The 21,165-nt window shown below is 67.7% G+C and carries 13 protein-coding genes and 1 pseudogene; 9 read left to right on the forward strand and 5 right to left on the reverse strand.

The annotated features are described in order from the left end of the window. Nucleotides 1–3: 3 nt before the first annotated feature. From mhpA to dmpG, 4 genes are read left to right on the forward strand one after another with little or no spacing between them, the layout of a single operon-like run. On the forward strand, nucleotides 4–1,725 hold the full coding sequence (mhpA, locus tag D0B54_RS04220) for a bifunctional 3-(3-hydroxy-phenyl)propionate/3-hydroxycinnamic acid hydroxylase MhpA (RefSeq protein WP_117289491.1): 1,722 nt from the start codon (nucleotides 4–6) through the stop codon (nucleotides 1,723–1,725). Between the two features lie 20 nt (nucleotides 1,726–1,745). Then, the gene (locus D0B54_RS04225) at nucleotides 1,746–2,540 is read left to right on the forward strand and encodes a 2-keto-4-pentenoate hydratase (protein WP_117289493.1); all 795 of its coding nucleotides are present in this window, start codon (nucleotides 1,746–1,748) and stop codon (nucleotides 2,538–2,540) included. Nucleotides 2,541–2,554: 14 nt separating this feature from the next. Further along, on the forward strand, nucleotides 2,555–3,493 hold the full coding sequence (locus tag D0B54_RS04230; RefSeq protein WP_117289495.1) for an acetaldehyde dehydrogenase (acetylating): 939 nt from the start codon (nucleotides 2,555–2,557) through the stop codon (nucleotides 3,491–3,493). 10 nt (nucleotides 3,494–3,503) lie between these two features. Beyond that, nucleotides 3,504–4,565: a 4-hydroxy-2-oxovalerate aldolase gene (gene dmpG, locus D0B54_RS04235; RefSeq protein ID WP_117289497.1), complete on the forward strand. Its 1,062-nt coding sequence runs from the start codon at nucleotides 3,504–3,506 to the stop codon at nucleotides 4,563–4,565. Nucleotides 4,566–4,628: 63 nt separating this feature from the next. On the opposite strand, the gene D0B54_RS04240 is transcribed toward dmpG, so the two are convergent. Further along, a complete protein-coding gene (locus tag D0B54_RS04240; protein ID WP_117289499.1) occupies nucleotides 4,629–5,813 on the reverse strand; it encodes an amidohydrolase family protein in 1,185 nt (394 codons plus the stop codon). A gap of 185 nt (nucleotides 5,814–5,998) precedes the next feature. Between D0B54_RS04240 and D0B54_RS04245 the strand changes: the two genes are divergently transcribed. Continuing rightward, nucleotides 5,999–6,652: a PadR family transcriptional regulator gene (locus tag D0B54_RS04245; RefSeq protein ID WP_117289501.1), complete on the forward strand. Its 654-nt coding sequence runs from the start codon at nucleotides 5,999–6,001 to the stop codon at nucleotides 6,650–6,652. 41 nt (nucleotides 6,653–6,693) lie between these two features. Here D0B54_RS04245 and D0B54_RS04250 read toward each other — a convergent pair whose 3' ends face one another. Next, nucleotides 6,694–7,968, reverse strand: coding sequence for a TCR/Tet family MFS transporter (locus D0B54_RS04250; RefSeq protein WP_205527268.1), 1,275 nt, complete (start codon nucleotides 7,966–7,968; stop codon nucleotides 6,694–6,696). 311 nt (nucleotides 7,969–8,279) lie between these two features. Here D0B54_RS04250 and D0B54_RS04255 point away from each other — a divergent pair, with 311 nt between their 5' ends. From D0B54_RS04255 to D0B54_RS04265, 3 genes and pseudogenes are all read left to right on the forward strand, one after another. Beyond that, on the forward strand, nucleotides 8,280–9,374 hold the full coding sequence (locus D0B54_RS04255; RefSeq protein WP_117289503.1) for an efflux RND transporter periplasmic adaptor subunit: 1,095 nt from the start codon (nucleotides 8,280–8,282) through the stop codon (nucleotides 9,372–9,374). Further along, nucleotides 9,371–12,459 (forward strand): annotated as a pseudogene (locus D0B54_RS24675) (efflux RND transporter permease subunit). The gene D0B54_RS04255 and the pseudogene D0B54_RS24675 overlap by 4 nt, the downstream one beginning before the upstream one ends. Before the next feature lie 189 nt (nucleotides 12,460–12,648). Then, nucleotides 12,649–14,277 carry a tannase/feruloyl esterase family alpha/beta hydrolase gene (locus tag D0B54_RS04265; RefSeq protein WP_117289505.1) on the forward strand — a complete coding sequence of 543 codons (1,629 nt, stop codon included), beginning with the start codon at nucleotides 12,649–12,651 and terminating at the stop codon, nucleotides 14,275–14,277. A gap of 228 nt (nucleotides 14,278–14,505) precedes the next feature. On the opposite strand, the gene D0B54_RS24145 is transcribed toward D0B54_RS04265, so the two are convergent. After that, nucleotides 14,506–14,817 carry a hypothetical protein gene (locus D0B54_RS24145; RefSeq protein WP_162932196.1) on the reverse strand — a complete coding sequence of 104 codons (312 nt, stop codon included), beginning with the start codon at nucleotides 14,815–14,817 and terminating at the stop codon, nucleotides 14,506–14,508. 564 nt (nucleotides 14,818–15,381) lie between these two features. Here D0B54_RS24145 and D0B54_RS04270 point away from each other — a divergent pair. Next, on the forward strand, nucleotides 15,382–17,571 hold the full coding sequence (locus D0B54_RS04270; RefSeq protein WP_162932197.1) for a sensor domain-containing diguanylate cyclase: 2,190 nt from the start codon (nucleotides 15,382–15,384) through the stop codon (nucleotides 17,569–17,571). A 180-nt stretch (nucleotides 17,572–17,751) separates the two neighbouring features. On the opposite strand, the gene D0B54_RS04275 is transcribed toward D0B54_RS04270, so the two are convergent. Both D0B54_RS04275 and D0B54_RS04280 read right to left on the reverse strand, forming a co-directional pair. Then, on the reverse strand, nucleotides 17,752–19,308 hold the full coding sequence (locus D0B54_RS04275) for a response regulator (protein WP_117289509.1): 1,557 nt from the start codon (nucleotides 19,306–19,308) through the stop codon (nucleotides 17,752–17,754). Continuing rightward, complete coding sequence (locus D0B54_RS04280; RefSeq protein WP_162932198.1) at nucleotides 19,305–20,951, reverse strand: PAS domain-containing sensor histidine kinase; 1,647 nt, start codon at nucleotides 20,949–20,951, stop codon at nucleotides 19,305–19,307. Before D0B54_RS04280 ends, D0B54_RS04275 begins: the two co-directional genes overlap by 4 nt. Nucleotides 20,952–21,165: the final 214 nt, after the last annotated feature.

The following is a 21,165-nucleotide window of genomic DNA, read 5'->3' on the forward strand; positions in this document are numbered from 1 at the left end:
TGCATGAACATGAAAGTCACTGCCGCGACGGACACGGTAGAAGTCATCATCGCCGGCCTGGGTCCTACGGGCCTGGTCCTCGCCCACATGCTGGGCATGCGCGGGCACCGCGTGGTAGTCCTGGAACGCGAGCCGGTGTTCTACGGCAATGCGCGCGCGGTCTACACCGACGACGAGTGCATGCGCATCTTCCAGCACATCGGCGCGGCCGAGGAGGTGCAGGCGCAGATGCTGCTGGAGACGCCGGTGCAGTTTGCCCGTCCCGACGGCACGGTCATGGGACAGTACATGCCGACGCAGCGGCCGTTCGGCTGGCCGGTGGTCAACTTCTTCTACCAGCCTTACCTGGAGACCACGCTGACCCGCCTGCTGGCGCGCTATCCGAACGTCGAAGTGCGGCGTGGGCGCGAGCTGGTGGATTTCCAGCAGGACGCCAGCGGCGTCACGGTGACCCACCAGGCCACCCGGCAGTTCCGCTTCAGCGACCAGTCGGACCTCAGGTCGGTGGCGGATGGCGATGCAGACCTGCAGGCATTGCGTGGGCGCTACCTGGTTGGTGCCGATGGCGGGCGCAGCGTGGTCCGCACGCAGCTCGGCATCGAAATGACCGGCAAGAATTTCCCGGAGCCCTGGCTGGTGGTCGATCTCAAGCTGAAGGAGGGCGTGGAAGCGCTGCGCCACATGCCTTACTTCAACTTCGTGGTCGACCCGAAACTTCCCGTGGTCAGCTGTGTCCAGCCGGACGGCTTCCATCGCTTCGAGTTCATGCTGATGCCGGGCATGACCAAGGAATGGATGGAGCAGCCCGAGACCATTCGCATGCTGCTGTCGAAATACGTCGATCCCGACCAGTTCGAGGTCAGGCGCAAGCTGGTTTACACCTTCAATGCGCTGATCGCCAAGGATTGGCGCGTGGGCTGCGTGCTGCTGGCCGGCGATGCCGCGCACATGACGCCGCAGTTCATGGGGCAGGGTGCCAGCTCCGGCGTTCGCGATGCCTACAACCTGGGCTGGAAGCTCAGCGCGGTGCTGAAGAGCCAGTGCAACGACAGCCTGCTGGACAGCTACGGTCGCGAACGCCACGACCATGCCAAGGCCATGATCAACGTGTCGGTATGGCTCAAGGACGTCGTCTCGATGACGAATCCGGCGGGCTGCCTGCTGCGCGACGGGCTGATCAAGCTCGCCCTGGCCATACCGGCGGGGAAGCGCTGGTTCCAGGAGGGCGGTTTCAAGCCGGACCCGGTCTACACCCGCGGCCAGTACCTGGGCCTGCCGCGCCGCCGCCTTGGCGGCCCCGAGGGGGTGCTTGCGCCGCAGCCCGAGGTGCGCCGCTTCGACGGCAGCCGCACGCGGCTCGACGAATTGCTGGGCAAGGAGTTCGCGGTGGTGGGCCTGAACGTCGATCCGCGCAGCGCGCTGAGTGCCGAGTCGCGTGCCGGGCTGGATCGGCTGGGCGCGCGCTACCTCACCCTCTACCCCTACGGCGGGCGTCCCCAGGGGCAGATCGGCGTCGAGCGTGCCACGCCCGCCGGACTGGTCGAGGTGGAGGACTTCACCGGCGTCATGGTCCGCTGGTTCCGCAAGGCCGGGTACCGCCGCGAGGCGGTCGCAATCCTGCGGCCGGACAAGTTCGCCTTCGCGGTCGTCAAGCCGGCCGCTCTCGATTCCGCCGTCGCCGAACTGTGCGGTCAGGTCTGCCTGCAATCCGCCGTCACTGTCTGAATTCACCCAGTCCCACGATCATGAACGACCTCAGCTTTTCTCCCGGCTTGCAGGATGCCGCCGAAGCCCTCTGGACCGCCCGCGCCCGTCGCGTTCCCATCGGCCAGGTATCGGTCAGCCACGGGCTCTCCGGCCTGGACAGCGCCTACGCCGTCGCGGCCATCAATGCGAGGCGCCGCATCGCCGAGGGTGCCCGTGTCGTCGGCAAGAAGGTGGGACTCACCTCCAGGTCGGTGCAGCAGCAACTCGGCGTGGATCAGCCCGACTTCGGCCTGCTGTTCGACGACATGGAATTCCTCGACGGCGACGCCGTGCCGATGTCGCGCCTGATCCAGCCCAAGGCGGAGGCGGAAGTGGCCTTCGTCGTCAGCCGCGATCTGTCCGGCGTGCCGCCCAGCTACAGCGAGTTTCTCGCCGCCCTGGCCTACGCGCTGCCGGCCCTGGAGATCGTCGACAGTGCGATCGCGGACTGGAAGCTGACCCTGGTGGACACCGTGGCGGACAACGCCTCCTGCGGCCTCTACGTGCTGGGCAACCAGCCCATCGGCATCGGCCAGCTGGCCCTCGGTGAACTGGGGCTGCAGCTGGACAGGAATGGACGGACCGAATCGGTCGGCAGCGGTGCGGCCTGCCTGGCCCATCCGCTGCGCGCCGCCTACTGGCTGGCGCGGACCATGGCTGCCCGTGGAGAAGGCCTGCGTGCCGGCGAAATCATCCTCTCGGGTGCCCTGGGGCCGATGGTGCCGGTGACTGCGGGAGACCTGTTGATGGCACGTGTTGGCGCGCTCGGCAGCGTGTCCTGCCGCATGGTTTGAGGGGAAGACGACCCATGAAGAGAAAGATCAAGGCGGCGATCATCGGCAGCGGCAACATCGGCAGCGACCTGATGATCAAGATCATGCGCCATGGCCAGAACATCGAGATGGCCGCGATGGTGGGCATCGATCCCGCGTCCGACGGCCTGGCCCGTGCCCAGCGGCTGAAAGTGGCAACCACCTGCGAAGGTGTGGAGGGCCTGACGCGGCTGCCCGGCTTCGCGGACATCGACATCGTGTTCGACGCCACCTCGGCCGGCGCCCATGTGAAGAACGATGCCCTGCTGCGCGGCCTCAAGCCCGGCATCCGCATGGTGGACCTGACGCCGGCATCGATCGGGCCGTTCTGTGTCCCCGTCGTGAACCTCGAGCAGCACCTGGGCGCGCTCAACGTCAACATGGTGACCTGCGGCGGCCAGGCGACGATCCCGATGGTGGCCGCGGTGTCGCGGGTGGCCAGGGTGCACTACGGCGAGATCGTCGCGTCCATCTCCAGCAAGTCCGCCGGCCCCGGGACGCGCGCCAACATCGACGAGTTCACCGAGACCACGTCGAAGGCGATCGAGACGGTCGGCGGGGCGGGAAAGGGCCGGGCCATCATCATCCTCAATCCGGCCGAACCGCCGCAGCTGATGCGCGATACGGTCTATACGCTGTCCGAACTCGCCGACCAGGCTGCCGTGGAGGCCTCCATCGCCGAAATGGCGGCCGCGGTACAGCGCTATGTACCCGGCTATCGCCTGAAGCAGCGGGTGCAGTTCGACGTCATTCCCGCCTCGGCGCCGGTGAAGATTCCCGGTCTTGGCAGCTTCTCGGGGCTCAAGACCTCCATCTTCCTGGAGGTGGAGGGCGCCGCTCACTACCTGCCGGCCTATGCGGGAAACCTCGACATCATGACCTCCGCGGCCCTGGCCACGGGCGAGCGCATCGCGCAGTCCCTGCAGGGCACCTGAGACTACGAACATGACCTTCAATCCCGGCAAGAAGCTGTACATCTCCGACGTGACCCTGCGCGATGGCAGCCACGCGATCCGGCACCAGTACTCCATCAGGAACGTCCAGGACATCGCGCGGGAGCTGGACAAGGCCAAGGTCGACAGCATCGAGGTCGCGCACGGTGATGGCCTGCAAGGCTCCACCTTCAACTACGGCTTCGGTGCGCATACCGACCTGGAGTGGATCGCGGCGGTGGCGGAGGTTGTCCGCCACGCGAAGATCGCCACGCTGCTGCTGCCCGGCATCGGTACCATCCACGACCTGAAGGCGGCCTACGACGCCGGCGCGCGCGTGGTGCGCGTGGCCACCCACTGCACCGAGGCCGACATCTCCAGGCAGCACATCGAGTACGCGCGCTCCCTGGGCATGGACACGGTGGGCTTCCTGATGATGAGCCACATGACCAGCCCGGAAGCGCTGGCCCTGCAGGGCCAGCTGATGGAGAGCTATGGCGCCGGATGCATCTACGTCGTGGACTCCGGCGGCGCGATGGGCATGCAGGACATCCGTGACCGCTTCCGTGCGATGAAAGCGGTGCTGAAGCCGGAGACGCAGACCGGGATTCACGCGCACCACAACCTCAGCCTGGGCGTGGCCAACTCCATCGCCGCCGTCGAGGAGGGCTGCGACCGCATCGACGCCAGTCTCGCCGGCATGGGCGCCGGCGCCGGCAATGCGCCGCTGGAGGTGTTCATCGCCGCGGCCGCCCGCCTGGGCTGGGATCATGGTACGGACCTGTACACGCTGATGGATGCGGCGGATGACATCGTGCGGCCGCTGCAGGACCGCCCGGTGCGTGTGGACCGCGAGACGCTGGCGCTGGGCTATGCCGGCGTCTATTCCAGTTTCCTGCGCCACTCCGAGATGGCCGCCAGGAAGTACGGCATCAGGGCAGTGGACATCCTGGTGGAACTGGGCAGGCGCCGGATGGTGGGCGGTCAGGAAGACATGATCGTCGACGTGGCGCTGGACCTGTTGCGACAGCAGGAGCGCAAGCCGGGCGAGGCGGGTTGCAGCACGGCGGTCTGACGCCACGCCACGCCTGGCGGTGCAGGAGCCAGCGAGCGGGCTCCTGCATGATTGCGGCAGGTTTCATCGACCGCTCATCGCCGCCAGGCGCGGGAACTGTGCCAGGGCGTTGTCGCGTTCCACCTTCAGTCGCTCCCCGGCATTGAACGTATCGCTCAGGCGCGGCTGAGGATCGCCGGTGGTGGTGGCGAGGAAGGCGAGATTGGAGAACGGCCAGTCGGTGGCAAACAGGATGTGATCCAGCGTGGTCACCTCCCGCACCGACTTCATCGCCGCCGCCGCGGGCGACAGCGCGGTGTCGTAGTACAGGTCGCGGTAGCTGCCGAAGACCTCGATGTCCTCGATGGCCGGAATGCCGAGGTTGTCCGCGATCGCCGGGGTCAGCGTCAGCAGGCTGGTACGGTACGACAGGAAGGGCAGGGCGCCGCCGGCATGGGCGAGCAGCCAGCGGATGCGCGAATAGAGCCGGTACACGCCGTTGTAGAGCATGTTGACCGCGGCGCGCGTGGTGTCGAACGTGAACTCGAACAGGAAGGTCGGCAATACGATGCTGTCGGGCTTCACCGGCGTGACCGGATGCACGAAGACCATGGCCCCCAGGGTGTTGAGGGTGAGCATCAGCGGTGTCAGTCGCGGATCCCCCAGGTAGATGCCCTTGTAGTTGGTGAGCAGGCCGATGCCGTCCATGCCCAGCACGTTGATGGCGCGGACCGCTTCGGCGCAGGCGTTGAGGATATCCAGCGGGTTGTCGGGGTCGCCCAGGGGAATGACCGCGAAACCGCCGAAGCGCCCGGCCAGACCGGGGCTGCCGGCGTCGATCAGGGTCTCCCTGGTGTAGTCGTTGATCTGCTGCGCCATGGCCATGCGCTCTGCCGGGGTCGGCAGGTAGGCCACGCCCGGTTCCGAGATCGACACGATCTGGGTCTGGATGCCGTACTTGTTCATGAAGTTGACGGCCAGCTGCGGCGTCCACGGCGGAATCGGGATGCCGCCGGCGGTGACGATGCCATGCGCGGCCAGCGATACCCGATAGAAGTCCGGGATGTGATGGCAGTGCACGTCCACCCGGTAGTTGCCGCCGGGCGGCGTGACGCCGCTGCCGTCATCGACAGGCGGCACTTCTGCGGCACTGGACTCGCCGCAGCCGGACAGCGCGAAGGCCCCGACGGAGGCGGCTCCCATCTGGAGCGCGCCCTTGAGCACGTTGCGGCGCTTGAGGCTTGCGGGTTCCTGGTTCTCTTCGTTCACGACGTTCTCTCTCCTGTACGCACCGGTCTTTCCGGCAGCGCCAATGTCATTACTCAATCAATATTGAACGCTAATGTTCAATATGAGTCAATGAGAATCGATGGAGGGTGCCTCTAGCCGCTTGACGCACAGTCTTAAGATATATATCGTACGATACGTCGTATGACATAAATGGAGTTAGAGCAATGAGACACCACCACGAAAATCACTTTGAACGCCTGATGCAGCATTTCGGCGGGCGGCACCATCACGGCGGACGCGGCTTTGGCCGCTTCGGCGGGTCGTTTGCCGACGATGGCGAGGCCGGCGGGCGCGGCATGCGCATGGGCCGCAAGCTGGCTTCCGGCGACCTGCAGCTGCTGGTGCTGTCGCTGCTGGCGGAGAAGCCGCGGCACGGCTACGAGATCATCAAGGCGCTGGAAGAGCGCTCCAAGGGCTTCTACACGCCGAGCCCCGGCATGATCTATCCGGCGCTGACTTATCTCGAGGAGATCGGCCATGCCACGGTCGTGGCCGAAGGGACGCGCAAGCTGTATCACGTCACCGAGGCCGGCCAGGCCCATCTGTCGGAAAACCAGGCAGTGGTCGAGGCGATGTTCCAGCAGTTCGAGCGCGTCGGCGAGAAGATGGAGAAGGTCCGCCGGGCGTTCTCGGGTGAAGGCGGGCGGGAAGCGGACTTCGAGGGCTTCGGTCGCGGGCGCGGGTCCAAGGCGATGTTCGAGGCGCTGGGCCAGTTCAAGGCGGCGCTGATCGAGACCCGCAAGTCTTCGGCCGAGGAGCAGCAGCGCGTGATGGAAATCCTCAAGCGCGCCACCGCGGAAATCCGCAACAAGCCCTGAGGCACAGGCGCGCTCAGCGGTCGCCCCAGGCAGGACCGCTGTCAGCCCGAGGCGGCGGGGGGTGCGATCTTGCCGGCGTCTGCGGCCTGATCGGCGCGCGTTGCGCGCCAGGCGACGACCGCGGCCACCGTCATCAGCGCCGCCGCCAGCAGGAACGGCGCGCCGGGGGCATGGATGACCGTTCGCGGATCGATGAAATGCGCATACGTCAGGCTGAACAGCAGCGGCCCGATCATGCCGGCGATGCCGATCAGCGCGGCATTGGCGCCCTGCAGCAATCCCTGCTCGCTGGGCAGGACGCGTTGCGTCATCAGGCTCTGCACCGCGGGATTGGCGAAGCCGGCCAGCGCCATCACCGGGATGCCGCAGAGGAACAGGATGCCGGTAGGCGACAGCCCGAAGATCAGGAACCCGGCGATGCCGATCAGCAGGCTGAACAGGAGTGCACGCCGCTCGCCGAAGTGCCTGACCACCGGACCCGTGAGGCCACCCTGCACGATGGCGGAGCAGACGCCGACCAGGGCCAGGGTCATGCCGATGGCGCGGGCGTCCCAGCCATAGCGGTTGCCCATGTAGAGCACCATCACGGTCGGATAGACCACCTGCGCCAGTTGCGACAGGAAATTGATGCCGGCCATCGACATCAGTTCGGTGTGTGAGCGCAGCAGCTTGAGCGCGCCGAGCGGATTGGCCTTGCGCCAGGAGAACGGGCTGCGATGTTCGGGTGCCAGGGACTCGGGCAGCACGAAGTAGCCGTAGGCGGCGTTGATCAGCGCCAGCACGGCGCCGGCCCAGAACGGCAGATGCGGGTCGATGGCGCCGAGCAGTCCGCCGATGGCGGGCCCGATGACGAAGCCGACACCGAAAGCTACGCCGAGCATGCCGAAGGCAGCGGCGCGCTTTTCCGGCGGCGTGACGTCGGCGATGTACGCGCTCGCGGTGCTGAAGTTGGCGGCGGTGAATCCGGAGATGACCCGGCCGACGAACAGCCAGGCCAGGCTCGGGGCCATCGCCATCAGGATGAAATCCAGGCCGATGCCGGTGCAGGACAGCAGGATCACCGGGCGGCGCCCGTAGCGGTCGGACAGCGCGCCCAGGATCGGTGAAGCGAAGAACTGTGCCAGTGCCCAGGCGGTGGCGAAGATGCCGAAGACGCGCGCGCCGTGGGCGCTGTCGCCGCCGGCGAAGCCGGTGACCAGGCGCGGCAGCACCGGGATGATGATCCCGAAGGAGATGATGTCGATGCAGACCGTGATGAAGATGAAGATCACGGCGGCGCGGCGTGCGCCAGGCTGGGGCGCTGGCATATCGGTCATGAAGGGAACGCGGGCGCGCAGTATAAGGCTGCGGGCGGATCCTTCGGCCCTGTCCCGTATGGGGGGCCGGCGTTCCGGCGACCGGCCCCGCGGTCCTGGTCCGGCCGGCCCGGGGCGATCCGTCTGCGTTACACGCCCGCTTGCGCGGCATGGGTGAGGGCGGGTGGCCGGAAGCCTGTCATCCTGTCGTCGCCGGCTGATGCATCTGCATGATGTTCACAGCTGGCAACATCCCGCACAATCGCCCCTGGGGCGAGCCCCGGCGCCGGAACGGTGCCGGGCGGGCTCGACGACATGTGGTGGCGAGGGGAATGGCAGTGAGGCGCAAGCAATCGGCGGTCGGTCTGGCGGGAATCCTGGGTTTGCTGTTGCTGTCGGCCTGCAATGGCCCTGCGGAAGCACCCGCGGAAGCCGGGGCCGCGCTCAGCGTGGAGCTGGTTTCCGCCAGCCGCGAACCCTGGCCGGAACTGCTGGCTGCCAGCGGTGAAGTGGCGCCCTGGCAGGAAGCCAGCATCGGCGCCGAGGTCGGCGGCGTGCGCCTGGACGAGGTCCTGGTCAACGTCGGCGACGCGGTGAAGAAGGGCCAGCTGCTGGCGCGCTACAACGAAGACACCCTGCGCGCCGATCTCGCCCGCGCCGATGCGCTGCTGGCCGAGGCCGCGGCGCGCAACGCCCAGGCCAGGGCCGACGCCGAGCGTGCCGATCGTCTGGAATCCAGCGAGGCGATGACGCGGCAGACCATCCAGACCTACCGCACCACGGCCGCCGCCGCCGAGGCGCAGCTGGCCTCGGCGCGCGCCCAGCGCGACACGCAGGCGCTGAAGCTGCGTTATGCCCGCGTGGTGGCGCCCGACGACGGCGTGATCTCCGCGCGCAGCGCCACCGTCGGCGCGGTCAGCGGCATGGGCAGCGAGCTGTTCCGCCTGCTGCGGCGCAATCGCCTGGAGTGGCGCGCGGAGGTGCCGGCCGCGGCGCTGGCGCGCCTGGCGCCGGGCATGCCGGTGAGCCTGGCCGCGCTGGACGGTTCGGAGATCGCCGGAACGCTGCGGCAGCTGGCGCCGATGGTCGATACCGGCACGCGCAACGGCCTGGCCTATGTCGACCTGCCGGCCGCCAGCGGCCTGTCCGCCGGCATGTACCTGTCGGGGCACTTCAAGCTGCCGGGCCGCGAGGCGATGGTGCTGCCGGAGTCGGCGGTGGTGCTGCGTGACGGCAACCGCTACCTGATGAAGATCGACGCGCAGAACCGCGTGCAGCAGCTCAAGGTGCAGACCGGGCGCCGGCGTCAGCAGGGCATCGAGATCCTCGACGGCATCACGCCGGCGGATCGCTTCGTGAAGTCGGGCGGCGCCTTCCTCAATGCCGGTGACTTGGTGCAGGTGGTCGGGGCGGCGGGCAAGCCGTGAACCTTTCCACCTGGGCGATCTACAAGCCGACGCCGTCGATCCTGCTGTTCGTGATGCTGACAGTGGCGGGCCTGGTGGCCTTCCGCGGCCTCGGCATCCAGGGCTTTCCCGACATCGACTTCCCCACCATCATGATCGACGCGCGCCTGCCGGGCGCGCCGCCGGAGCAGCTGGAGAACGAGGTCGCGCGGCCGATCGAGGATTCCGTCGCCAGCATCGGCGCGGTGCGCCACCTCAGCACCAGCATCACCGACGGCGTCGTCAGCGTGCTGGTGGAGTTCGACTACGAGAAGGACGTGCAGGAGGCCCTGGTCGACACGCGCGACGCGGTGACCCGCATCCGCTCGACCCTGCCGGCCGAGCTGCAGGAGCCGGTGGTGTCGCGCATGCATTCCTCGGGCATGCCGGTGCTGACCTATGCCGTCGAGGTCGAGGGCATGGATCCCGCCGACCTGTCCTGGTTCGTCGATGACGTGGTCACCAAGAAGCTGCTGGCGATCCGTGGCGTGGCGCAGATCGTGCGCCAGGGCGGCAGCACGCGCGAGGTGCGGGTGGAGCTGGACCCGGTGCGCCTGCAGGCGCTGCGGGTGACCGCCGGCGAGATCAGCGGCCAGTTGCGCAGCATGCAGCAGGAAGCCCCGGGCGGTCGCGGCGACCTCGGCGGACAGCAGCAGTCGGTGCGTTTGCAGGGCACCGTCGCCGACGCCGAAGCGCTGGCGCAGCTGTCGCTGCCGCTGGCCGACGGGCGCCGCCTGCGCCTGGCCGACGTGGCCCGCGTGCGCGACACCGGCGGCGAGCGCCGCGAACTGGCGATGCTCAACGGCCGGCCGGTGGTCGGCTTCCAGGTGTTCCGCGGCCGCGGCTTCGACGAGGTCTCGGTGTCCAAGGGTGTGCGCGCGGCCGTGGCGGAGGTCACGCGCGGCGATCCGCGCGTGCGCTTCGTCGAGGTGGCCAACATCGTCGACACCAGCCAGGCCGACTACGACGCCTCGATGCATGCCATGTACGAGGGCGCGATCCTGGCGGTGCTGGTGGTCTGGCTGTTCCTGCGCGACTGGCGCGCCACCATCGTCTCGGCCGTGGCCCTGCCGCTGTCGATCATCCCGACCTTCCTGGTGCTGTCGATCCTCGGCTACAACCTCAACCTGATCACGCTGCTGGCGCTGACGCTGGTGATCGGCATCCTGGTGGATGACGCCATCGTCGAGGTGGAGAACATCATGCGCCACCTGCGCATGGGCAAGTCGCCGCTGGATGCCGCGCGCGACGCCGCCGAGGAGATCGGCCTGGCCGTGGTCGCCACCTCGCTGACCCTGGTCGCGGTGTTCCTGCCCACGGCCTTCGTCGGCGGCCTCACCGGCGCCTTCTTCCAGCAGTTCGGCTGGACGGCCGCTGTCGCGGTGGGATTCTCGCTGCTGGTGGCGCGCCTGCTGACGCCGATGATGGCGGCCTACCTGCTCAAGCCGCCGAAGCATGAAGAGGTCGACGGCCCGGTGATGAAGCGCTACCTGGTCAGCGTGCGCTGGTGCCTGGAGCATCCCTTCATCACCTCGGCCGGTGCCGCGGCGTTCTTCGTGGCCTCGATGGTGATGATCAGCCAGCTGCCCAACGACTTCATCTCGCCGAAGAATGTCTCGACCCTGGCGGTAACCCTGCAGGGCCCCCCGGCAACACGCTGGAGGAAACCGCCGCCATGGCCGAGCGCGCGCGCAAGATCCTCGAGGCGCAGCCCGAGGTCATCCGGGTCTACGTCGCCGTCGGCGTCAGCATCCAGACCGGCGACCTGCGCGACTCCACCACCGGCGCCGTGCGCAATGCGCAGCTGATGGCCATGCTCAAGCCGCTGCGCGATCGGGAGCGCAACCCGCGGCAGATGGAGGATGCGGTGCGCAAGGCCCTGGACGACGTGCCGGGCGTGCGCATCACCATCGGCCAGGGCGCGCCGGGCGAAAAGCTCAAGCTGGTGCTGGCCGGCGACGACCCGGTGGTGTTGCAGAAAGCAGCGCGCGATGCGGAGGCCGACCTGCGCCGCCTGCGCGGCGTGGGCGCCATCAGCTCCTCGGTGAACCTGCTGCGGCCGGAGATCGTCATCCGCCCCGATTTCGCCCGCGCGGCGACCATGGGCATCACCTCCGCCGCCATCGGCGAGGCCGTGCGCGTGGCCACCACCGGCGACTACGACTTCAACCTGCCGCGCCTGAACCTGCCCGGCCGCCAGGTCTACGTGCGTGTGCAGCTGGACCCCGAAGCGCGCAAGGACCCGGACATGATCGCGCAGCTGCGCGTGCGCGGCGCCAACGGCGCCTCGGTGCCGCTGGGCAACATCGCCGACATCCGCGTCGTCGACGGGCCGGCGCAGATCGACCGCTACGACCGCCACCGCAATGCGCGGCTGTCGGTGGACATGCGCGGCCGTCCGCTGGGTGACGTGCTGAAGCAGGCCAACGAGTTGCCGGCGCTGAAGAACCTGCCGGCCGGCGTGCGCCAGATCACCTCGGGCGACCTGGAGAACATGGCGGACATGTACACCGGCTTCTCGCTGGCGATGCTGGCCGGCATCTTCTGCGTCTACGCCGTGATGGTGCTGCTGTTCCACGACTTCGGCCAGCCGATCACCGTGCTCACGGCGCTGCCGCTGGCCGCGGGCGGCGCGCTGGGCCTGCTCTGGGTATTCGGCATGTCGCTGTCGATGGCCTCCCTGATCGGCCTGCTGATGCTGATCGGCATCGTCACCAAGAACTCCATCCTGCTGGTGGAGTACGCGATCATGGCGCGCCGCGACCTGGGCATGAATCGCGTCGATGCGCTGGTCGATGCCTGCCACAAGCGTGCGCGCCCGATCGTGATGACCACGGTGGCGATGGCGGCCGGCATGGCACCGATCGCCCTGGGCCTGGAGGGCGACCGCACGTTCCGCGCGCCGATGGCGGTGGTGGTGATCGGTGGCCTGGTCACCTCCACCGTCCTGAGCCTGCTGGTGGTGCCGGTGGTGTTCGAGCTGGTCGATGATCTCAAGCAGCGCGTGCTGCGGCTCATGGGCCTGCGATCTGCGGCCGATGGCGCCACCGACAAGGCGGCCGCCTGAGCACGGGCTGTCCCAGAGGCTGAACCGGGCGCCGTGACGGCAGTGGCGGCGCCTTTTTCCCATGCCCTCCCTCATGGGGAGGGGTTTCCAGGGTGGGCCGCCCTTAGCCTCGTTGTACCGCCCCGGAGCCGGCCTGCGCACCTTGCCCTGCCGATTCCGCCGCCCTGTGCCACGAGGAAGAACACCAGAATGAAGCGACCGATCCGGTTGATGGCGGGGCTGCTCTCCGCGATGCTCTTCACCGGCTGCGCCCACGGCGGCGAGGCGGCGGTTTCCGCCTGCGACAGTCTCGGGAAAATGCAGCTGCAGAACGGCGAAGTCCTGTCCGTCGACCGCGTTCGGGGCGGCTTCCATCTCGACTGGCGCTCGATGCTGCTGGGTATTCCCGGCTTCAGCCTGCCGCCGTCCTGCCGCGTCGAACTGCGCCTGCGCCCCTCGCCGCAATCCAACGTGCATGCCCTGGTCTGGATGCCGGAGAGCGGCTGGAACGGCCGCTACCAGGGCATCGGCAACGGCGGCTTCGCCGGCAGCATCGACACCCTCAGCCTGACCGTCGCCCTGTCGCGCGGCTACGCCGTGTCCGCCACCGACACCGGCCATGAGGCCAACGACAAGGACGGACGCTGGGCGCTGAACAACCCCGAGCTGATCAAGGACTACGGCAATCGCGCCATCCATGAAACGGCAGTGGCCGCCAAGGCGGCGATCAAGGCCTACTACGGTCGCGCCCCGAACTATTCGTACTTCAGCAGCGGCTCCAACGGCGGCCGCCAGGGCCTGATGGAGGCGCAGCGCCACCCGGAGGACTACGACGGCATTCTCGCGGGCTGCCCCGCGGCCGATGGCACGGCGCTGATCACGAACATGGCCTGGGTGCAGCAGCAGATGCTGATCCGGAACCCGGATGGCTGGATTCCACCGAAGAAGCTGCCCGCCGTCACCGCCGCCACCCTGGCGGCCTGCGACGCCATCGACGGACTGAAGGACGGCCTGATCGACGATCCGCGCCGCTGCCCGTTCCAGCCCGAATCGCTGCGCTGCAAGGGAGAGGACCGCAAGGATTGCCTCAGCGACGGCCAGATCCAGACCCTGAAGGCGATTCGCTCGGGTGCCGGTGGCCCCAGCGGACGCTTGCTGGGATACGACCCCGGCAACGAGGACGGCGACATGTGGCGGGAATGGTTCGTCGGCGACCAGCCGCGCGACAGCATCTTCTACACCTACGCGCTGGAGTTCAACCGCAATCTGATCCACAGCGATCCGGCCTGGGCGCTGGAGAACTTCGACGTCACCCGCGATCTCGCGGTCGCGGACCGCGGCATCCTGGGCCAGGAATACAACGCCACCAACCCCGATCTCTCGCGCTTCGTCGCCCGCGGCGGCAAGCTCATCATGTACCACGGCTGGAACGATCCGGCGCTGCCGGCGCGCAAGACCATCCAGTATTACGAAAGCGTGCAGGGCAGGCTCGGCGCAGACGCGGTGCAGGGCTTCGCGCGCCTCTACCTGGTGCCGGGACTCGAGCACTGCTTCGGCGGGCCGGGGCCGAACAGCTTCGGTCAGCTGCCGGGCGGCGGCAGCGGCGAGCCGGGTTCGGACATCAACGCGGCGCTCACCGACTGGGTGGAAAAGGGCATCGCGCCGGGCGCCATCGTCGCGGCCAAGCACAAGGGCGAATTCAAGCCCCTGCTGGCGCCACCCCAAGCCAGGCCGCAGCGCACGCGGCCGCTGTGTCCCTATCCGCAGGTTGCGCGCTGGACCGGCAAGGGCAGCAGCGACGAGGCGGCGAATTTCGTCTGCACGGAGGCGAAGAGCTGATACGTGATTTATTAAATATTAATTCAATTAAATCGAACAATTTAAAACAAGCAGTCGATACCTGCACGCAGTTCCGCTGCCTGTCGGGATTCAGGGGGCGACGCCATCGCATCAGCGGTGGCGTTTTCCGTTGGGGGCAGCGGTGGATGGGCGGAACGCCGCGAAGCGATTCCAACGGGCCTGGTTTCGGGTACTTCCTGAACACGCGAACCTGGCCCTTGAGCCTTCCTATTGAAATCCTTCGTCCCGTGACGCAGTTACGATCTCGATCTTGGAGTAGGAACCATCATCCGTGCGAAGTGGATAGCTGGAGAGAATGATCTTCCTGGTCGCTGCTTCTGAACCGATCTCGGCACGCAGAAGGTCGAGTGACATGCTCTCTGCAGCACAGATGCGCACGGAAAAAGGGGAGGCGGTTCTCATGTCGTGCCGCCTCTCCCAATGTGAAATGAGTTCAATGGTTTCCGTATCCAGAGGAAATTCATGTATGCCAAAGTACTTCGCCAGGGAGGATGAAAATCCATACACGGACATCGGCATGTGATTTATTTCTACGGGCTGCGCTTCTGATCCATTCGAGAATGCCTGATAAGTCCGGACGTGAATCGCTTTTCTTTGTGGGTCAACCTTCAAGACTCTGGCGAGCGCGACATCTCTTCGGAACCATGGAAATCTACGCGTTCCGAAGTAACTGAAGACCGTGCCCGCCGGCGGAAGTTCGAATGTCATCGCGGATAGGGCTGTGATTGCTCGATTAAAGACGCCAAATTCGCGTATTCCCAGCACGTAGGATGCAGTGAGCCTGCGAACCGCATCGGTCGCGATTGATGCGGTTCATTTCATTCACCGCATCCTACCTCGCTGCCGATGGCCGCGGACGGTGATGCCCAGAAGTCCACCTGCGAAATACTGGTTTCCGGGAACGGGTTTTGTGCAAGCCGATAGCTATGTCCTCGGGGTTTCCCCGACAACATGGTTTTCGCGAAGTCTTCGGAGGCCATGCTTCCGGTCAGCGGCAGGCCACGGCGGACGGGCGGAATGCCACGCACTCAAGAGCCCTGCAAAGCTGCCGCTAAGCCGAGCAGGAATCCTTTCGACGCCGATATGTCCGCCTTCGCCGTCCCGCAGCTGCGCTCATTTCCGAAACTGGCAGGCCTGTTCCTGCTGGTGGCGCTGAGTTGCTGGGCGGCGATCGCGCTGACGCCGCCGGAGGGGCGCATCTCCAGCATCTGGCTGGCCAACGGTCTGCTGGTCGGCCTGCTCGCCGGTACCCCGGCGGCGCGCTGGTGGCCGGCGCTGGTGGCCGGCTATGGCGGCAACGTCTTCGCCAATGTCGTCGCGGGCGATCCGCTGGCCCTGGCCCTGAGCCTGGCGCTGTGCAACAGCATGGAAGTGGCCCTGGCGCTGGGCCTGCTGCAGCACCGTTTGGGGCCCGACTGCGACCTGCGCCGCAGCGGCGTGCTGCTGCAGTTCGGCCTGTTCGCGGTGCTGCTGGCGCCGGCCGCCTCGGCCCTGCTGGCGGCGACCATCCTTTCGGAGCATGGCGGCACCGGCATGCTGCAGGTGCTGGCGGTCTGGTACCCGGCCGACGTACTGGGCATGGCCATCGTCGCGCCGCTGGTGATGACGCTGCGGCGGCCAGCCGGGCGGCCGCTGGATGCCGGTCTGCGGGCCTGGCTGCCGGCCAGCGCCCTGCTGGTGGCGATGACCGTGCTGGCTTTCGGCGTCTCGCGCTGGCTGCCGCCGCTGCTGTTCCTGACCTTCCCGCCGCTGCTGTTCATGGTGCTGCGCCACGGCAACCGCGGCGCCGCGGTGGGCGTGGGCCTGCTCGCCGTCGTCGCCCTGCTGTGGCTGCTGCTGCCGCTGCCGGAGCAGGCGCCCTGGGGCAGCATCCCGCCGCAGGCGCGAGCGCTGATGCTGCAGGCTTACCTGGTCTGCGCCTCCGGCATGGCGCTGACCGTGGCCACGCTGCTGGAGCAGCGCGGCGAGTACGAGCAGGGCCTGCAGCAGGCGCTGCGGCGCCTGCGCTCGATCACCGACCACCTGCCGGCCTACGTCGGCTACATCGACCGCGACGGGCGCTTCCGCTTCGCCAACAGCTACTACCGCCACGGCTACGGCCTCGAGCCCGAGGACATGATCGGCCGCCCGGTGCAGGAGATGTTCGGACAGGACATGCTGGCCGACTTCGCCGGGCCGCTGGCCAGCGTGATGAACGGCCAGCCGGTACGCTTCGAGCGCATTGCCCGCGAATTGCCCGGCGAGGGCCACCAGCGCGTCGACCTGGTGCCCGACCATGACGAGCGCGGCAATATCGTCGGCTTCTACTCTCTGGTGCTCGACATCACCGAGCGCAAGCGTGCCGAGCTGCACCAGGCCGCCAGCGAGCAGCGCCTGCGCATGATCGCCGACAACCTGCCGGCGGTGATTGCCTATATCGATGCCCAACGGGTGTACCGCTTCTGCAACCGCACGCACGAGGCCTGGTTCGGCAAGGCGTCGGACGATGTCATCGGGCGGCACATGGAGCGGGTGCTGCCGCCGGAGATGATCGAGGCGCAGCGCTACTACGTGGACTGCGCCATGCACGGCGCGCGCGCCGAGGGCAGCTTCTCGCTGCGCTTCGGCGGGCAGACCCGCCACATCCAGGTCTGCTTCGTGCCCGATCGCGTCGAGGGCGGTGCGGTGCGGGGGCTCTACATGATGATGAGCGACGTCACCGTCGCCAAGCGCGCCGAGCAGCGCCTGCAGCAACTCGCCCGCTTCGACCCTTTGACCGGCCTGGCCAATCGCCGCGAGCTGCACGACCATCTGGGTGCCGCGCTGAACCGCATCCAGCGCTACGGCGGATCGCTGGCCCTGCTGTTCATCGACGTGGACCACTTCAAGGGCATCAACGACCAGTACGGCCATGCCGCCGGCGACGAGGTGCTGCAGGAGATCGCGCTGCGCCTGCGCGGCGCGGTGCGCAATACCGACACCGTGGCGCGCGTCGCCGGCGACGAGTTCGTCATCATCCTGGAGCAGCTGCGCTCCAGCGAGGAACCGCAGTTCGTCGCGCGCAAGCTGCTGGCGAGCGTCGGCAAGCCCTTCATGCTGGACCAGGGCACGCTGCAGCTGGGTGTCAGCATCGGCATCGCCCTGGGCAGCGTCGGCGACAGCGCCGACCAGCTGCTGCGCCGCGCCGATCGCGCGCTCTACGCCGCCAAGGACGGCGGGCGCAATACCAGCCGGGTGGCGGAGCCGGAACCGGCACCGGTGCCGGTGGAGGAGCAGACGCGGACGTTGTTCTAGTGTGGTGAATCAGTAGTTCGCCCACAAAATCCATCGGTCCCCTCTCCCGCTTGCGGGAGAGGGTGGCCCGAAGGGCCGGGAGAGGGAGCTGTAAATCTTGCGACAGTTACAGAAACCCTCTCCCCCAACCCCTCTCCCGCAAGCGGGCGAGGGGAGTGTCACGCTGACTTTTGCTGGCGTTCAGTCCGCCGGCGCCGAAAACCGCTTCTGTATCTCCAGGAACTGCCCGATGTTGGCCAGGAACAGATCTACCAGGCGCGGCTCGAACTGCTTGCCGCTCTGCTCGCGCAGGTACTGCGTGACCTGCTCGGTGCTCCAGGCTTCCTTGTAGCAGCGCGCGGTGGTGAGCGCGTCGAACACGTCGGCCACCGCGGTGATGCGCGCGAACAGGTCGGCCTGCTCGCCGCGCAGGCCCAGCGGGTAGCCGCCGCCGTCCCAGTGCTCGTGGTGCTGCGCCACGGTCATTTCCGACTGGCGCAGCAACTGGCCTTCCTGGCCCTTGAGCATGGCGCTGCCGCGGGTGACGTGGCTTTCCATCAGGTGTCGCTCCTCGTCGCTGAGCTTGCCGGGCTTGTTCAGCACGGCATCCGGGATTGCGATCTTGCCCAGGTCGTGCATCGCGGCGGCCACGCCCAGGGCGTCCACCGATCCCTTGCCCAGGCCCAGCAGGCGGCCCAGCAGCATGGCGTAGTTCGACACGCGCTGGACATGGTTGCGCAGGTCCGGCGAGCGTTCCTCGATCGCCGAGCTGAGCAGCAGGATCAGCTGGCGCTGCGAACGGCGGATTTCGTCGTTCAGCGCCAGGTTCTCGAAGGCGATGGTGACGTTGCGGCAGAACAGCTGCACCAGGCGCACGTCCGAGGGCTCGAAGCGCGACTCGCTGCTCAGGTACACCACGTGGCGGCTGCCCGAGCGGGTGGCGAAGTGCACCGCGAAGTGGTGCTCGCCCACCACCATCAGGCCGTCGATGAAGGCGCGCTCGATATGCGCCACGGCCTCCGGCGGCAGGACCTCTTCGGCCAGCCGGCCCTCGCTGCCCTGGTAGCTGCCGGTGCCGGCGACGATGCGCAGGCCGTGGGTGGTGACGGCGGCGGTGATGCCGGTGCTGACGATCACCGCGTCGCGGCGCGCGTAGAGCAGGGCGGCGAGCTGCTGCAGCAGGCCCTGCTGCAGTTTCTCCAGCGACTGCTGCTCGAACATCTCGGCCGAGGCGCTGATGACCTGCTCCAGGCCCATGCGTGCCTGGTCCATTGCCACCAGCTCGCGGTGCAGCGACAGGCCGGTGTGCAGCAGCGTGTAGAGCTTGGTGGTGGTGAGCTCGGTCTTTTCCTTGTAGTCGTTGATGTCGAAGCGCCGCACCACCTCGTGCTCCGGCGCCTGGCCGGGCTGGCCGGTGCGCAGCACGATGCGCACGAAGCGGTTCTTCAATTCGTGGCGGATCGCCTGCACCGCGTCCAGGCCGGCGTGCTCGGTTTCCATCACCACGTCCATCAGCACCATGGCGATGTCCGGCTGGTGGCGCATGATCTCCACCGACTCCTGGCCGCTGTAGGCGTCGATGAACATCAGCGGCCGGCCGTGCACGTGGATGTCGCCCAGGGCCAGGCGGGTGACGCGGTGCACCTCCTCCTCGTCGTCCACCACCAGGATCTTCCAGGGCGCGACGACGTGGCCGTCTTCCGGCGGCGCGGGTTCGGCGGCGAAGCTGAGCAGCTCATCCTGCAGGTCGGTGTTCATGATTCTCTTCCATGGGGTTGCGCCCGCGGCAGGCCGATGGTGAAGCAGGTGCCGGCGCCGAGGCTGCTGTCCACGGCGATGCTGCCGCCGAGGGTCTGGTGCACGATGTTGAAGACGATGTGCAGGCCCAGGCCGGTGCCGCCCTGGCCGCGCCGCGTGGTGAAGAAGGGGTCGAAGATCCTGCCGAGGTTTTCGGCGGCGATGCCGCGGCCGTCGTCATGGAAGCGCACGCGCACCGCGGAATCGTCGCTGTCCACCACGATGCGCATCAGGCCCGGCCTGCCGGGCTCGAAGGCATGCGACAGCGCGTTGACCACCAGGTTGGTCAGCACCTGCGACCAGGCGCCGGGGATGGTGTCCAGTTGCAGGTCTTCGGGGCAGTCCAGCTCGATGCGGTGCGGCGTGGCCTTCATCTTCGGCCGCAGGCTCACCAGCACTTCCTCGAAGTAGGCCTTCAGGCGGATGCGGCGGCGCTCGTCGCTGGACTGGTCCACCGCCACGCGCTTGAAGCTCTGGATCAGCTCGGCTGCGCGGCGCAGGTTCATCAGGATGATGTCGCTGGACTGCGCCACCGACTGGCGGAAGCGCTCGAACTGGCTCCTGGTCAGGCTGCCGGCGGCCACCGCCTGGTCCATGCTGCGCACCTCCATGTCCAGGTGCGAAGCGGCGGTGACGCCGATGCCCACGGGGGTATTGATTTCGTGCGCGATGCCGGCGACCAGGCTGCCCAGGGAGGCCAGCTTCTCGGCCTGCACCAGCTGGCCCTGCGCCACCTGCAGCTTGCCCAGCGCGGCAGTGGTCTCGTCGATCTGCAGTGCCAGGGTCTGGTTGAGCGTGCGCAGTTCCAGCTCGGCACGCTTGCGCTCGGTGATGTCGATGATCGAGGCCAGCACGAACAGGCCGTCGGCGGTCTCGATCGGGTTGAGGCCGATCTCGATCGGTACCTGGCGGCCGTCGCGGGTCTGGCCGTAGAGATCGCGGCCTACGCCCATGGAGCGCGTCTGCGGCCTGGCGAAATAGCCCTCACGCAGGCCCGGGTGATGGCTGCGGTGGCCGTGCGGCACCAGCATTTCCACCGGCCGGCCGATCAGTTCGCTGCGCGGGTAGCCGAACAGGTTTTCGGTTTGCGCGTTGACCAGGGTGATGCGGCCCTCGGCATCGACCATGATCATGGCGTTGGGGGCGGCTTCCACCACCAGGCGGAAGCGTTCCGCGGAACGCTTGCGCTCGGTGATGTCGATGATCGAAGCCAGGATGAAGGTGCCTTCCTCGGTCTTCAGCGGGTTGAGGCCGATCTCGATCGGCACCTCGTGCCCTTCCCTGGTCAGGCCGTAGAGATCGCGGCCGCTGCCCATGGGGCGGGTGTCCGGGTGCGACAGGTAGCCGCCGCGCATCCCCGGGTGACGCTCGCGGTTGCGCTGGGGCACCAGCATTTCGACGCGCTGGCCCAGCATCTCGCTGCGGGGATAGCCGAACAGGCGCTCCGCCTGCTGGTTGACCAGCCGGATATCGCCTCTCTGGTCGACCACGACCATGGCGCTGGGCGAGGCTTCCACCGCGAGGCGAAACAGCGCCTCGCCATGCTGGCCGGCGAGCACCTTGGTGACTGCCGTCCCGGGTCCTTCTGGTGCGTCGCCTGCCACGGGCGTCCTCCTGGCGCGGGTCCGCGATACGGACCTCTGCCGACCTTAGCGGCGGGAGGGCGCCTCCCAGGAGTGTTGAAGACCTACTTTCGGCTGTGCATAAGCCGGGCGGGGGTGGAAGATCGATGGACGGCTATAAGGTCGTCGCAGGGTGGGGAACGCTTGCGTTGCCCACGCGGGGTGCGCACCCCGCGTGGGCAAGCATGAAGCCGTT

The sequence above is a fragment of the Solimonas sp. K1W22B-7 genome, from assembly GCF_003428335.1.
Classification (GTDB): Bacteria; Pseudomonadota; Gammaproteobacteria; order Nevskiales; family Nevskiaceae; genus Solimonas_A.

What these genes read in the sequence shown, in the direction of transcription:
- D0B54_RS04270 (WP_162932197.1), top strand. Translation starts at nt 15,382, where the DNA reads ATGTCCGCCTTCGCCGTCCCGCAGCTGCGCTCATTTCCGAAACTGGCA.
- D0B54_RS04255 (WP_117289503.1), top strand. Translation starts at nt 8,280, where the DNA reads ATGGCAGTGAGGCGCAAGCAATCGGCGGTCGGTCTGGCGGGAATCCTG.
- D0B54_RS04230 (WP_117289495.1), top strand. Translation starts at nt 2,555, where the DNA reads ATGAAGAGAAAGATCAAGGCGGCGATCATCGGCAGCGGCAACATCGGC.
- D0B54_RS04265 (WP_117289505.1), top strand. Translation starts at nt 12,649, where the DNA reads ATGAAGCGACCGATCCGGTTGATGGCGGGGCTGCTCTCCGCGATGCTC.
- D0B54_RS04245 (WP_117289501.1), top strand. Translation starts at nt 5,999, where the DNA reads ATGAGACACCACCACGAAAATCACTTTGAACGCCTGATGCAGCATTTC.
- mhpA (WP_117289491.1), top strand. Translation starts at nt 4, where the DNA reads ATGAACATGAAAGTCACTGCCGCGACGGACACGGTAGAAGTCATCATC.
- D0B54_RS04250 (WP_205527268.1), bottom strand. Translation starts at nt 7,968, where the DNA reads ATGACCGATATGCCAGCGCCCCAGCCTGGCGCACGCCGCGCCGCCGTG.
- dmpG (WP_117289497.1), top strand. Translation starts at nt 3,504, where the DNA reads ATGACCTTCAATCCCGGCAAGAAGCTGTACATCTCCGACGTGACCCTG.
- D0B54_RS24145 (WP_162932196.1), bottom strand. Translation starts at nt 14,817, where the DNA reads ATGCCGATGTCCGTGTATGGATTTTCATCCTCCCTGGCGAAGTACTTT.
- D0B54_RS04275 (WP_117289509.1), bottom strand. Translation starts at nt 19,308, where the DNA reads ATGAACACCGACCTGCAGGATGAGCTGCTCAGCTTCGCCGCCGAACCC.
- D0B54_RS04225 (WP_117289493.1), top strand. Translation starts at nt 1,746, where the DNA reads ATGAACGACCTCAGCTTTTCTCCCGGCTTGCAGGATGCCGCCGAAGCC.